This is a genomic window from Pseudomonas sp. Irchel s3b2 (assembly GCF_900187445.1).
Taxonomy (GTDB): domain Bacteria; phylum Pseudomonadota; class Gammaproteobacteria; order Pseudomonadales; family Pseudomonadaceae; genus Aquipseudomonas.
The window spans coordinates 39,424-51,514 of sequence record NZ_FYEB01000021.1 but is presented as its reverse complement, the minus strand read 5'-3'; the positions used below and the strand labels follow the sequence as shown (position 1 = coordinate 51,514).

Genomic DNA, 12,091 nt, shown 5'->3' with positions numbered 1-12,091 from the left:
ATGCTTGTCAGGCAAGTATTGAGGAGAGGTTATAGGTTGGGTCACTACTTGGTCGGGTTACTGATTTGCAAGTTGTGTAAGTGTTTTGTCGCAAATGTCGAAAGTTTACGGGTTGCGGGCAGAACGTTGAAACGCCTGCCCGAACTTTTTTCATTTGAAAACTTGTGGGTTTACCAAATCCTGTGGGCGCCCCCCCAACAGCGCACTGCGTAAATTGGCCAGTGCGCGATTGGCCATGGCTTCACGGGTTTCGTGAGTCGCGGAGCCGATGTGCGGCAAGGTCACGGCGTTTTTCAGTTGGAACAATGGCGACTCGGCCAGCGGTTCTTTCTCGTAGACGTCCAGCCCGGCGCCACGGATCTGGTTGTTTTGCAGCGCTTCGATCAGCGCCGGTTCGTCCACTACGGGGCCACGGGCGATGTTCACCAGAATGGCGCTCGGTTTCATCAGCGCCAGTTCACGGTGGCTGATCAGGTGCCTGGTTTTTTCGCTGAGCGGCACCACCAGGCAGACGAAATCGGCTTCAGTCAACAATTGATCAAGGCTGCGGAACTGCGCACCGAGCTCTTGCTCCAGTTCTGTCTTGCGACTGTTGCCGCTATAAATAATCGGCATGTTGAAGCCCAAGCGACCGCGACGGGCGATGGCCGCGCCGATGTTGCCCATGCCGACGATGCCCAGGGTTTTGCCATGCACATCACTACCGAACAACGGCGCGCCGACGGTGGCTTGCCATTGGCCGGCCTTGGTCCAGGCGTCCAGCTCGGCGACGCGGCGGGCGCTGCTCATGAGCAAGGCGAAAGCCAGGTCGGCGGTGCTTTCGGTGAGGACGTCAGGGGTATTGGTAAGCATGATTCCGCGTTCGTTGAAATAGGCGAGATCGTAGTTGTCGTAGCCGACCGAGACGCTGGAGACAACTTCCAGTTTGCTGGCGTTTTCCAGTTGCGCGCGGCCGAGTTTGCGACCGACACCGATCAGGCCGTGGGCGTGTGGCAGGGCTTCATTGAACTGGGCGTTGATGTCGCCGTTTTTCGGGTTCGGCACGATCACGTCGAAGTCTTGTTGCAGACGTTCGATCATCGGCGGGGTGATACGGCTGAAGGCGAGGACGGTTTTTTTCATTGGAGACGGCTCGTCGGGCTTGGAGAATGCCAAGCACGCTAACATTCTTCCCGGACATTTTGCGAGCGCTCGGATTGCCGGGTGTACGCCATCCAAAACCTGTAGGAGCGAGGCTTGCCCGCGATATAGGCCTGACAGCCAACCAATTTCTTGCGGATCGCGCGCGATGGCGGTGTGTCAGGCGACATCAATGGTGAATGTCACAACGCCTTCGCGGGCAAGCCTCGCTCCTACAGGGGATCAACTGTGTGGCGCGGGATTTGGTACGTTGAGGTTGTCCAGCATCCGATTCACCGCGAGCTCGGCCAGCATGACGATCTGCTGGATCGCCATGGCCGTATTCCGATGCGGGCCTTCCAGATAGGTCGAAAAATTGCTGGCCATCACACTGGCCTGGGCCAACGATTCACAGGTGTGGGCCAAGAGGTCTTCGTCTTTGATCGCCGGTGCGAGCATATACATCGTGCTGGGTTTGCGGATGGTCGGTGATTTGAGGGCCGCGGGATTGAGGTAGTGATTCAGCGCACGTTCGGCGGCTTCGTTGAGTTTTTTGGAATTGGGGGATTCGTAGGGGGAAACGTCGTCGGTTTCCGGGGGATTCGGTGTTTCTTTGATCATGCGGAAGTTACTCATTGGCAGATGAAGTGGAACTGCCATCTTTCGTTTTCCAGACGAAAGGGTGGCAGCCATGCGCGGACTGGAAAAACCGGTACACCCACCAAAAACCGGCAGACCCGAAGGTCTCCCGCGCACAGCCGCCATAACAAGGATTTGCGTGCAGAAAAAAGCGCCGCAGTATGCCATGGGGCGTGGTAAGTGTTCGCCAGGTTTTCCAGACCTGATCGCTGATTTGGCAGCGACCCACAAAGCCTACCCATTTCCCGTCTGACCCAACAACCGACAGAACTCGTCGGAAACATCCCCCAAAATCACCGCGTCTGTAGGACCGTGAAATCAATTCGCCACCCGAACCCCACCCAAACTCCCACTCAACTCATACGCCGCCAATTCCGCCTGATGCGCCGCCAATATCTCCGGCAACGACCCACGCAAGTACTCGACCCACGTCTTGATCTTCGCGTCCAGATATTGCCGCGAAGGATAAATCGCATACAGATTCAACTCCTGCGAGCGGTAGTTCGGCATCACCCGCACCAGCGTGCCATTGCGCAAGCCTTCAATCGCCGCATACACCGGCAAAACCCCAACCCCCATGCCACTGGTGATCGCAGTCTTCATCGCATCAGCCGAGTTCACCAAAAACGGTGAGCTGTTGATGGTGACCATTTCCTGGCCGTCCGGGCCGTCGAAGGTCCATTTTTCCAGCGGGATGACCGGGCTCACCAGGCGCAGGCAGGCGTGGTTGAGCAGGTCGCTGGGCTTGTGCGCGCAGCCGTTGGCTTTTACATAGGCGGGCGATGCGCAAACGATGCTGTAGGTGATGCCCAAACGCTGGGAGACGAAGCCCGAGTCCGGCAGTTCGCTGGCGAGCACGATGGACACGTCGTAGCCCTCGTCGAGCAGATCCGGCACGCGGTTGGCCATGGTCAGGTCGAAGGTCACGTCCGGGTGGGTTTTGCGGTAGCGGGCGATGGCGTCGATCACGAAGTGCTGACCGATGCCGGTCATGGTATGCACTTTCAGCTGCCCGGCCGGACGCGCATGGGCGTCGCTGGCCTCGGCTTCAGCTTCTTCGACGTAGGCCAGGATCTGCTCGCAACGCAATAGATAGCGCTTGCCGGCCTCGGTCAGGGCGATGCGGCGGGTGGTGCGGTTGAGCAGGCGGGTTTGCAGGTGGGCTTCCAGGTTGGAGACCGCGCGCGAAACGTTGGCCGTGGTGGTGTCGAGTTGCACGGCGGCGGCGGTGAAGCTGCCGGCCTCGGCCACGTAACTGAAGGCGCGCATATTTTGCAAAGTGTCCATGGGGTGCTCTCGGGTTCGATGGCAAATTGTGACACGAAGTTTCTGCTTTTTTACAGACGACTAAAGATGGACCACGGGATTATCGCGTTAACGGTAACAAAGATTCACAAGAATCCCGGCTTATCGCCAACAAACCCCACCCCTAGAATTGCGCCTGTTCTTGTAGGAGCGAGGCTTGCCCGCGAAAGGAGCGCTGCGGTGGGTCTGCATGACGGCGGTGTTCCCTTCGCGGGCAAGCCTCGCTCCTACAGGGATCTCGTGCCTCCCCCTATCTCAGGAATTTGCAGCAGTGCCGCGTCGCATCAACAGAGCGCTCAAGACGCTCAGTGTTTTGGCTTTAACCCTGGCAATCAGCGGCTGCATCGGCACCGCCGGTATTGCCCCACAAGGCAAGGCACTGGAGGCCAATTCATTGGCCACCGACGACGCCATTCAGAGCGCTGTGCAGGATGCTCATTGGCCCACCGCTCAATGGTGGCAAGCCTACGGCGACCCGCAACTGAACCGCTGGATCGATCTCGCACTGCAGGATAGCCCGAGCATGGCCATGGCCGCCGCGCGAGTGCGTCAGGCGCGGTCCATGGCCGGCATTGCCGAGTCTGCCGAGTCGCTGCAGATCAATGGCCAATCCACCCTCAAGCGCCACAACTGGCCCTCCGATCAGTTCTACGGCCCCGGTGAGTTGGCCGACACCACCACCTGGGACAACAACGCCGCGCTGGGTTTCAGCTATGCCCTCGACCTCTGGGGCCGTGAAAGCAACGCCACCGAGCGCGCGGTGGACATGGCCCACATGAGCGCCGCCGAAGCACGGCAGGCCCAACTCGAATTGCAGAACAACATCGTACGCGCCTACATCGAGCTCTCGTTGCATTACGCACAACGGGACATCGTCGCGGCAACGTTGAAGCAGCAACAGCAAATTCTCGACCTGGCACAGAAACGTCTGGATGGCGGCATCGGTACGCATTTCGAAGTCAGCCAAGCCGAAACACCATTGCCGGAAACCCATCGGCAGATCGATGCACTGGACGAGGAAATTGCTCTAAGCCGCAACCAGCTCGCAGCGCTGGCCGGCAAGGGACCGGGGGAGGGCGCGCAGTTGCAACGGCCGACGCTGTCGTTGGGCGCGGCGCTGAAGTTGCCGTCGTCTTTGCCGGCGCAATTGCTCGGTCAGCGTCCGGACGTGGTTGCCAGTCGCTGGCAAGTGGCGGCGCAGGCGCGAGGCATCGATGTCGCCCACGCCGGTTTCTACCCCAACGTCGATCTGGTCGGCAGTCTCGGCTACATGGCCACCGGCGGCGGGGCGTTGGAGTTCTTGACCGGCAAGAAGCTCAACTACAGCGTCGGCCCGGCGATTTCGTTGCCGATCTTCGACGGCGGCCGCTTGCGTGCGGAGCTGGGCGAAGCCTCGGCCGGTTATGACATCGCGGTGGCCAGGTACAACCAGACGCTGGTCAACGCGCTGAAGAACATCTCCGATCAGTTGATTCGCCGCGAGTCGATGGACAAGCAACAGGCCTTCGCCACCGAGTCGGTGGCCACGGCGCAGAAGACCTATGACATCGCGATGATCGCGTATCAGCGTGGGCTCACCGATTACCTCAACGTGCTCAATGCGCAGAGTTTGCTGTTCAAGCAGCAGCAGGTGCAGCAGCAGGTTCAGGCGGCGCGCTTGAGTGCTCATGCCGAGCTGGTGACGGCGCTTGGCGGTGGACTCGAGGCGGGCAACGACGTGCCGGAAGACAGCCAGACCGATGCACCGAAAACCCCGACTCTTTTGAAATGACCACTATGTATCAGGCAAACCCACATTTGTGGCGAGGGAGCTTGCTCCCGCTTGAGTGCGTAGCACTCACAAAATTAGCAATGGTTGCCGGAATTTTGGGGCCGCTGCGCAGCCCAGCGCGAGCAAGCTCGCTCGCCACAGGATCTCTTTTGCTTCAGGTTCTTCCAGGATGCTAATGACTCCCTTGCCCGCACCTTTGCGCTGGCTGTATTCCCTTGAATGGCGCCGGGGTTTGTTCGACTGGGCGCGCAGCGATGGCGTGACCTGGGTTTACATCTTCAAGGTGCTGCTCGCCGCCTTCCTGACCCTGTGGCTGGCCATGCGCCTTGAGTTGCCGCAACCGCGCACCGCGATGATCACCGTGTTCATCGTCATGCAACCGCAAAGCGGCCAAGTGTTTGCCAAGAGTTTCTATCGCTTCCTCGGCACCTTGGCCGGGTCGGCGGTGATGGTCGCATTGATTGCCTTGTTTGCGCAGAACACCGAACTGTTCCTCGGCTCGCTGGCGATCTGGGTCGGCCTCTGCTCGGCCGGCGCGGCGCGTTATCGCAACTTCCGCGCTTACGGATTTGTGCTCGCCGGGTACACGGCAGCGATGGTCGGGCTGCCTGCATTGGCTCACCCGGACGGCGCGTTCATGGCGGCAGTCTGGCGCGTGTTGGAAATCTCCCTGGGGATTCTCTGCTCGACGCTGGTGAGCGCCGCGATCTTGCCGCAAACCGCCAGCGCCGCGATGCGCAATGCCTTGTATCAGCGCTTCGGCGTGTTTGCCTTGTTCGTCACCGATGGCTTGCGCGGCCGCAGCCGGCGCGAGGCGTTTGAAGCGAACAACGTGCGGTTTATCGCCGAGGCGGTGGGCCTGGAAGGGCTGCGCAGCGTGACGGTGTTCGAAGACCCGCACATGCGTCGGCGCAACGGCCGGCTCAGCCGTTTGAACAGCGAATTCATGGGCATTACCACGCGCTTCAATGCCCTGCATCAGTTGCTCGAACGCCTGCGCCGCAGCGGCGCCGATCATGTTGTCGCGGCGATCAAACCGGGGTTACGGGCTCTGGCCGAAGTGCTCGACGGCTTCAGCGGTCGCGCCTTGACCAGCCCCGACGCTGCACGCCTGGCCATTGCTTTGGCAGCCTATAAGGAAAACTTGCCGGCGCGCGTCCGCAGCCTGCGGGCGACCTTTCAGGAGAGTGATCCGAGCGATGCCGAGCAACTGGATTTCCACACTGCCTACGAGCTGCTTTATCGCTTCGTCGACGACCTGCACGGTTATGCACAAACCCACGCGTCGCTGGCCGTACACAGCCACGAACGTGAACGCTGGGACGAGCCCTTCACCCCGCAAACCAACTGGCTGGCCTCGGCGGCATCGGGCATTCGCGCAGCATTTATCCTCGTGCTGCTCGGTAGTTATTGGGTGGCCACCGCGTGGCCGAGCGGAGCGACCATGACCCTGATCGCTGCCGCCACGGTCGGCCTTTCAGCGGCGACACCGAACCCCAAACGCATGGCGTTTCAGATGGCCTGCGGGACGTTGCTCGGGGCGTTGATCGGCTTCGTCGAGATGTTTTTCATCTTCCCCTTGATCGACGGTTTTCCATTGCTGTGCGTGATGCTCGCGCCGGTGATCGTGGTCGGGGCGTTCCTGACTTCACGGCCGCAATACGCCGGGGTTGGCCTGGGGTTGCTGATCTTCTTCAGCACCGGTTCGGTGCCGGACAACCTCACGGTTTACAACCCTTACGCCTTCATCAACGACTACATCGCGATGATCCTGGGCATGCTGGTGTGCGCGGCGGCCGGGGCGATCATTTTGCCGCCCAACAGCAGCTGGTTATGGCGGCGGTTGGAGCAGGATTTGCGCGGGCAAGTGGTGTACGCCATCAGCGGCAAACTCAAGGGCTTGGCATCGAGTTTCGAAAGCCGCACCCGCGATCTTTTGCATCAGGCCTACGGTCTGGCAGCGGGACAGCCGCAGGTGCAACGGGACTTGCTGCGCTGGATGTTCGTGGTGCTGGAAGTCGGCCACGCGATCATCGAGTTACGCAAGGAACAGGCGATTCTGCCGGTGCATCCGGCGTACGCCGAATCCCAGCCGTGGCGCCAGTCAATCCGGGTGATGGGGCGTTCGCTGGTGCGACTGTTTCTGCAGCCGAGCCAGAGCAATCTGGAGCGTGCGCTGGTCGCGGTGGATCACGCGATCAGCTGTGTGCAGGCCACCGATGAGCCCTTCGCGCCGCACTTCGATACCTCTGCCTTGCGCCGGGTGAAGAGCTACCTGCACTTCATCCGCACCTCGCTGCTCGACCCGCAATCGCCATTGGCCGGCTACATAAAAGCTAGTGCCATCACCAAGCCCCTAGGACTTGAACATGCCTCGTGAAATCGCCTTCCATGGCGTGTACATGCCGACCATGACCCTGATGTTTTTCATTGCGGCGGCGCTGGCCTGGGCGCTGGATCGATTCCTGTCCGGGTTCGATCTGTACCGCTTTTTCTGGCACCCGGCGCTGCTGCGCCTGAGCCTGTTTACCTGTCTGTTCGGCGCCCTGGCGCTGACTGTTTACCGTTGACTCTCTATTTCTGAAGAAGGCCCCGATGAAAAAGCTTTTCAGCCTGCTCGCGACCCTGCTGGTGTTGGCCCTTGCCCTGTGGATCGGCCGGACCCTGTGGGTGCATTACATGAACACCCCCTGGACCCGCGACGGCCGGGTGCGCGCCGACATCATCAACGTCGCCGCCGACGTTACCGGTGAAGTGGTGGAGGTGCCGGTGCGCGACAATCAGTTGGTGAAGAAGGGCGATTTGCTGATGCGCATCGACCCCGACCACTACCGCATCGCGGTGAAACAGGCGCAGTCGCTGGTGGCTTCGCGCAAAGCCACGTGGGAGATGCGCAAGGTCAACGCCCATCGCCGCGCCGATCTCGACAACCTGGTGATCTCCAGGGAAAACCGCGACGACGCCACCAACATCGCCGACTCGGCCCTGGCCGATTACCAGCACGCCCAAGCGCAATTGGAAGCCGCTGAACTGAACCTCAAACGCACCGAAGTACGCGCCGCGGTGGACGGCTACGTCACCAACCTCAACGTCCATCGCGGTGACTACGCGCGCATCGGCGAAGCGAAAATGGCGGTGGTCGACATGAACTCGTTCTGGGTTTATGGCTTTTTCGAAGAAACCAAATTGCCCCGCGTGCGCGTGGGCGATAAAGCCGAGATGCAACTGATGAGCGGCGAAGTGCTCAAGGGGCATGTGGAAAGCATTTCTCGCGGCATCTACGACCGCGACAACCCGCAAAGCCGCGAGCTGATCGCCGACGTGAACCCAACCTTCAACTGGGTGCGTTTGGCGCAGCGGGTGCCGGTGCGGATTCACATTGATGAAGTGCCAGAGGGCGTGCTGTTGGCGGCGGGGATTACTTGTACGGTTGTGGTGAAACAGGCTGTCGAGGGGTAACTGACAGACCGAGTCGTCTGCTTCGCGAGCAAGCCCGCGAATGGGGCGACTCGGTCCCTCAGGCAGATGGCGACAGTTCACTCCTTGCAAAACGTCTCATGCAAATGCCGCCAAAGCACCTTGCCATCGGCCTGTTTTTCAAACACCACCGAGGATCGCCGATCAGAATGCAGCCCCGTCGCATCGGTCTGCTGCTCGCGATAACTCACCACTGCGCCACCGTCGTACAGCGCGACACCTCGCAACTCGCTGAGCTCAATCCTGAACCCGAGCTTCTTCCCGCCCGCCAGCAGAAACAATTCATTCAACGCCTCGAAATCCAGCACCCGGCCCAATGGCGAGATCATGGAAAACCGCGGCGAAAAACGCGTCAGCAATAGCTTAAGCTCGGACGCGTCTCGCTCCTCGGCCAACCATTGCTCGATGGCTATGTGAGCCTGGATCACTTCGTCAAAGTATTCGGTGTAGTCGGTCATGTTGTTTCCTGAAAGTCTGCAAAGTCTGTTCTGACGCCTTCGCGGGCAAGCCTCGCTCCTACAGGATCGGGGTTGCCGGGGGTATTGCGAACGACACAGGACCGGGGTTGCCGCGGGCGAGGCATAACCTGTAGGAGCGAGGCTTGCCCGCGAACGCGTCAACCCGGTCTCAAAGCTGCCCGCGCAACCCGAACCGCTTCATCAAACCCGACTCCAGCAATCCCTTGGGCAACAACCCCGCCATCAACGGCAATGCCCGGCTGCCGTTACCCAAACGCACCAGACGCGGCGGCTTGCTCTGCTGCACAGCCTTGAGCAACCCGGCCGCAAACTCACTGGCTGGGGTCGGCTTATCCTGAGACGCCTTGGCCCGCGCACGAATACCTTCGCGCAGCGGCCACCACGGCGAGTGCTCGGTGATCAGTTGCTCAGCCTCATTGCCGGCATTCTTGGCGAAACTGGAAGCAATGGCTCCCGGCTGAACTTCCATGACCCGCACGCCAAACGGCGCCAGTTCCATGCGCAATGCATCGCTCAAGGCATGCACCGCAGCTTTCGAGGCGCAGTAGGCGCCGGCAAACGGCGTGACCAGAACTCCGGACACGCTGCCGATGTTCACTACCAGGCCCCTGGCGCGACGCAGCACCGGGAACATCGCGCGAGTGACGCCGACGATCGCAAACACATTGGTTTCGAATTGGCGCTGCATGGCCGGCACACCGCCATCGAGCAGCGGCCCCATGGCGCCATAACCGGCGTTGTTGATCAGCACATCGAGGCCGCCGCGCTGCTGATTGATCCGCTCGCTCAGTTGTTCGAGTGCCGGACCATCGTTCACATCCAGTTGCACGGCGGTGAACCCGGCGGCGGTTAAAGCGGCTACGTCTTCAGCCTTGCGGGCGCTGGCCCAGACTTCGTAACCGGCACCTTTGAAGGCATCGGCGAGGGCACGGCCAATGCCGCTGGAGCAACCGGTAATCAACGCAATGGGCATGGGCGCGGTCCTTGTGCAAAAGAAAAGGGATCAGTCGGAGAAACTACCCTGCAAACGCTCGGCGCGAAACTCCAGGGTTTGCGGGCGATAACCGGGGCGCAGGGGCGGCATTGGCAAACAGTCCTCCCAATTGCCGCCGGCCTGCAATTCGCCGGGGCCGCGATAGCGCGGTGCGGCGTATTGATTGTCAGCCAGATTGACCGTATCGCCCGGTGCATAAGCGGCGATGCGCCAGCGCAGTTCGGTCAGCGGCACATCGTTGCCGTTGTTCATCGTCAGCTTCAAGGGGCGATCCGCTGGACAGTGTTCGGGCGCGTAGGTGATGCGCAGCTCAAGGCGCGCCAGTTGCTTGACCTCGCGGGTGTCCAGCCAGAACACCCACATCGCCACCAAGCCCAATCCGACGGCGGCCGCCATGGACACCGGGACAGCCTTGGCCGGATAGCGCAGCAGCAGGATCAGCCAGGTAATGACCAGCAGGACGCCGATGAACATGACGCGAAACCTCGGGAAGGGAAAGAGCATCCTACCTAAGCGTAGGTGGAATTGGCGATGGTCATTCATTCAGCGGCGGCTGGTCAGGCCCCATCGCGAGCAGGCTCGCTCCTACATTGACCGAGTTCGGACTCTGATTCGGTGAACGACGCAAACCCCCTGTGGGAGCGAGCCTGCTCGCGATGAGGCCAGTTGAGGCAACAAAAAACCTAAAAAAAAGCCCCCGCCCAACCCACTGCGGATAGGGAACGCAGCGGGCTGGACGGGGGCTTAAGGTCTTACTGAACGTTACTGCACGATGGTTTTCACCGACACGCCACGTTCGATCGGGGTGGAGCGACCGTAGATATCTTCAAACCGCTCGATATCGTCTTCACCCAGATAGCTGCCCGATTGCACTTCGATGATTTCCAGCGGGATCTTGCCTGGATTGCGCAAGCGGTGGACCGAGGCGATCGGGATGTAGGTCGACTGGTTTTCAGTGAGCAGGAACACGTTTTCGTCGCAGGTCACTTCGGCGGTGCCGCTGACCACGATCCAGTGTTCGGCGCGGTGGTGGTGCATCTGCAGCGACAGGCACGCGCCCGGTTTGACCGAGATGCGCTTGACCTGGAAGCGGCCGCCCATGTCCACCGAGTCGTAGGAGCCCCACGGACGATAGACTTCGCAGTGGGTCTGGGTTTCGCTGCGGCCCTGTTCATTGAGGGTGTTGACCATCTGTTTGACGCCTTGGACCTTGTCCTTGTGGGCGATCATCATGGCGTCCTTGGTTTCGACGACTACGATGTTTTCCAGGCCGATCACCGACACCAGTTTGCCGTTGCCGTGGATCATGCAGTTTTTGCTGTCCTGGATGACCACATCGCCCTTGGTGACGTTACCGTTGGCGTCTTTTTCATTGACCTCCCACAGCGACGACCAGCAACCGACATCGCTCCAGCCTGCGGTCAGCGGTACCACGCAGGCGCGCTGGGTTTTTTCCATCACCGAGTAGTCGATGGAATTGTCCGGGCAGCAGGCGAAGGTGGCAGGGTCAATATCGACAGTGTCAGCATCCTGTGCGCTACGTTCCAGCGTCAGCATGCAGGTGTCGTAGATGTCCGGATCGTGTTTTTTCAGTTCTTCTAGGAAACGACTGGCGCGGAACAGGAACATGCCGCTGTTCCAGAAGTAACCACCGGACTGGACGAATTCGGTGGCGCGTTTCACGTCGGGTTTTTCGACGAAGTGCGAGACACGGCTGACGCCTTCCGGCAGCAGGGCATCGTTGGTGGACTTGATGTAGCCGTAACCGGTTTCCGGCTTGGTCGCCGGCACGCCGAACAGCACCATCTCGCCACGCTCGGCTGCCACAGTGGCCAGGGCCAGTGCGCGTTGCAGGGCTTTCTGGTCTTCCAGCACGTGGTCGGCCGGCAGCACCAGCATCAACTCGTCGCGACCTTCATTGACCAGCATCATCGCGGTCAGGGCCACTGCCGGTGCGGTGTTGCGGCCGAAGGGTTCCATCAGGATGCGCTGGGTGTCCAGGTTGCGGGCACTCAGCTGCTCGTTGACGATGAAGCGGTGATCTTTGTTGCAGACCACGATCGGGGTATCCATGCCTTCGAACACCAGGCGTTCCAGGGTTTGCTGGAACAGCGTGTGTTCGCCGGTCAGGGCGAGGAATTGCTTGGGGAATTGCTTACGCGAAAGCGGCCAAAGACGTGAGCCGCTACCACCTGACAAGATCACCGGAATCATGTTGTTACTCCTTCAAAATCGATTGGTTAGAGCTACTGCGTTCTGTCGTTTCACTCTTGTTCTTGTTCCGTGTCCGAATGCTTGACTCATTCC

Annotated in this window: 11 protein-coding genes; 4 read left to right on the top strand and 7 right to left on the bottom strand. The window is 60.4% G+C overall.

What is annotated here, in order from left to right; translation table 11 throughout:
- Window positions 1–150: 150 nt before the first annotated feature.
- The 3 genes from CKW20_RS27175 to CKW20_RS27165 all read right to left on the bottom strand — a co-directional run bounded on the left by CKW20_RS27175 (window position 151) and on the right by CKW20_RS27165 (window position 3,045).
- Entirely contained in the window at window positions 151–1,122 is a 972-nt protein-coding gene (locus CKW20_RS27175; protein WP_095055642.1) for a D-glycerate dehydrogenase, read from the bottom strand.
- 240 nt (window positions 1,123–1,362) lie between these two features.
- On the bottom strand, window positions 1,363–1,740 hold the full coding sequence (locus CKW20_RS27170; protein WP_095055641.1) for a DUF6124 family protein: 378 nt from the start codon (window positions 1,738–1,740) through the stop codon (window positions 1,363–1,365).
- 336 nt (window positions 1,741–2,076) lie between these two features.
- Window positions 2,077–3,045: a LysR family transcriptional regulator gene (locus tag CKW20_RS27165; protein WP_052966666.1), complete on the bottom strand. Its 969-nt coding sequence runs from the start codon at window positions 3,043–3,045 to the stop codon at window positions 2,077–2,079.
- Window positions 3,046–3,334: 289 nt separating this feature from the next.
- Between CKW20_RS27165 and CKW20_RS27160 the strand changes: the two genes are divergently transcribed.
- The 4 genes from CKW20_RS27160 to CKW20_RS27145 all read left to right on the top strand — a co-directional run bounded on the left by CKW20_RS27160 (window position 3,335) and on the right by CKW20_RS27145 (window position 8,293).
- Window positions 3,335–4,834, top strand: a complete 1,500-nt coding sequence (locus CKW20_RS27160; RefSeq protein WP_095055640.1) for an efflux transporter outer membrane subunit — start codon at window positions 3,335–3,337, stop codon at window positions 4,832–4,834.
- Window positions 4,835–5,009: 175 nt separating this feature from the next.
- Window positions 5,010–7,214, top strand: coding sequence for an FUSC family protein (locus CKW20_RS27155; protein WP_095055639.1), 2,205 nt, complete (start codon window positions 5,010–5,012; stop codon window positions 7,212–7,214).
- Window positions 7,204–7,404, top strand: coding sequence for a DUF1656 domain-containing protein (locus CKW20_RS27150; RefSeq protein WP_007896379.1), 201 nt, complete (start codon window positions 7,204–7,206; stop codon window positions 7,402–7,404). Before CKW20_RS27155 ends, CKW20_RS27150 begins: the two co-directional genes overlap by 11 nt.
- 25 nt (window positions 7,405–7,429) lie before the next feature.
- On the top strand, window positions 7,430–8,293 hold the full coding sequence (locus tag CKW20_RS27145; protein WP_095055638.1) for an HlyD family secretion protein: 864 nt from the start codon (window positions 7,430–7,432) through the stop codon (window positions 8,291–8,293).
- Window positions 8,294–8,370: 77 nt separating this feature from the next.
- Here the strand turns inward: CKW20_RS27145 and CKW20_RS27140 are convergent, their stop codons facing one another.
- The 4 genes from CKW20_RS27140 to CKW20_RS27125 all read right to left on the bottom strand — a co-directional run bounded on the left by CKW20_RS27140 (window position 8,371) and on the right by CKW20_RS27125 (window position 11,998).
- On the bottom strand, window positions 8,371–8,769 hold the full coding sequence (locus tag CKW20_RS27140) for a DUF4440 domain-containing protein (protein ID WP_095055637.1): 399 nt from the start codon (window positions 8,767–8,769) through the stop codon (window positions 8,371–8,373).
- A gap of 169 nt (window positions 8,770–8,938) precedes the next feature.
- Complete coding sequence (locus tag CKW20_RS27135; RefSeq protein ID WP_095055636.1) at window positions 8,939–9,763, bottom strand: SDR family oxidoreductase; 825 nt, start codon at window positions 9,761–9,763, stop codon at window positions 8,939–8,941.
- A gap of 30 nt (window positions 9,764–9,793) precedes the next feature.
- Complete coding sequence (locus CKW20_RS27130; protein WP_095055635.1) at window positions 9,794–10,258, bottom strand: multidrug transporter; 465 nt, start codon at window positions 10,256–10,258, stop codon at window positions 9,794–9,796.
- A 288-nt stretch (window positions 10,259–10,546) separates the two neighbouring features.
- Complete coding sequence (locus CKW20_RS27125) at window positions 10,547–11,998, bottom strand: mannose-1-phosphate guanylyltransferase/mannose-6-phosphate isomerase (protein WP_095055634.1); 1,452 nt, start codon at window positions 11,996–11,998, stop codon at window positions 10,547–10,549.
- Window positions 11,999–12,091: the final 93 nt, after the last annotated feature.

Excerpts from the sequence above, each read along its gene's own strand:
- CKW20_RS27135 (WP_095055636.1), bottom strand. The coding sequence starts at position 9,763 with ATGCCCATTGCGTTGATTACCGGTTGCTCCAGCGGCATTGGCCGTGCC.
- CKW20_RS27140 (WP_095055637.1), bottom strand. The coding sequence starts at position 8,769 with ATGACCGACTACACCGAATACTTTGACGAAGTGATCCAGGCTCACATA.
- CKW20_RS27145 (WP_095055638.1), top strand. The coding sequence starts at position 7,430 with ATGAAAAAGCTTTTCAGCCTGCTCGCGACCCTGCTGGTGTTGGCCCTT.
- CKW20_RS27155 (WP_095055639.1), top strand. The coding sequence starts at position 5,010 with ATGACTCCCTTGCCCGCACCTTTGCGCTGGCTGTATTCCCTTGAATGG.
- CKW20_RS27170 (WP_095055641.1), bottom strand. The coding sequence starts at position 1,740 with ATGATCAAAGAAACACCGAATCCCCCGGAAACCGACGACGTTTCCCCC.
- CKW20_RS27150 (WP_007896379.1), top strand. The coding sequence starts at position 7,204 with ATGCCTCGTGAAATCGCCTTCCATGGCGTGTACATGCCGACCATGACC.
- CKW20_RS27130 (WP_095055635.1), bottom strand. The coding sequence starts at position 10,258 with ATGTTCATCGGCGTCCTGCTGGTCATTACCTGGCTGATCCTGCTGCTG.
- CKW20_RS27175 (WP_095055642.1), bottom strand. The coding sequence starts at position 1,122 with ATGAAAAAAACCGTCCTCGCCTTCAGCCGTATCACCCCGCCGATGATC.
- CKW20_RS27125 (WP_095055634.1), bottom strand. The coding sequence starts at position 11,998 with ATGATTCCGGTGATCTTGTCAGGTGGTAGCGGCTCACGTCTTTGGCCG.
- CKW20_RS27165 (WP_052966666.1), bottom strand. The coding sequence starts at position 3,045 with ATGGACACTTTGCAAAATATGCGCGCCTTCAGTTACGTGGCCGAGGCC.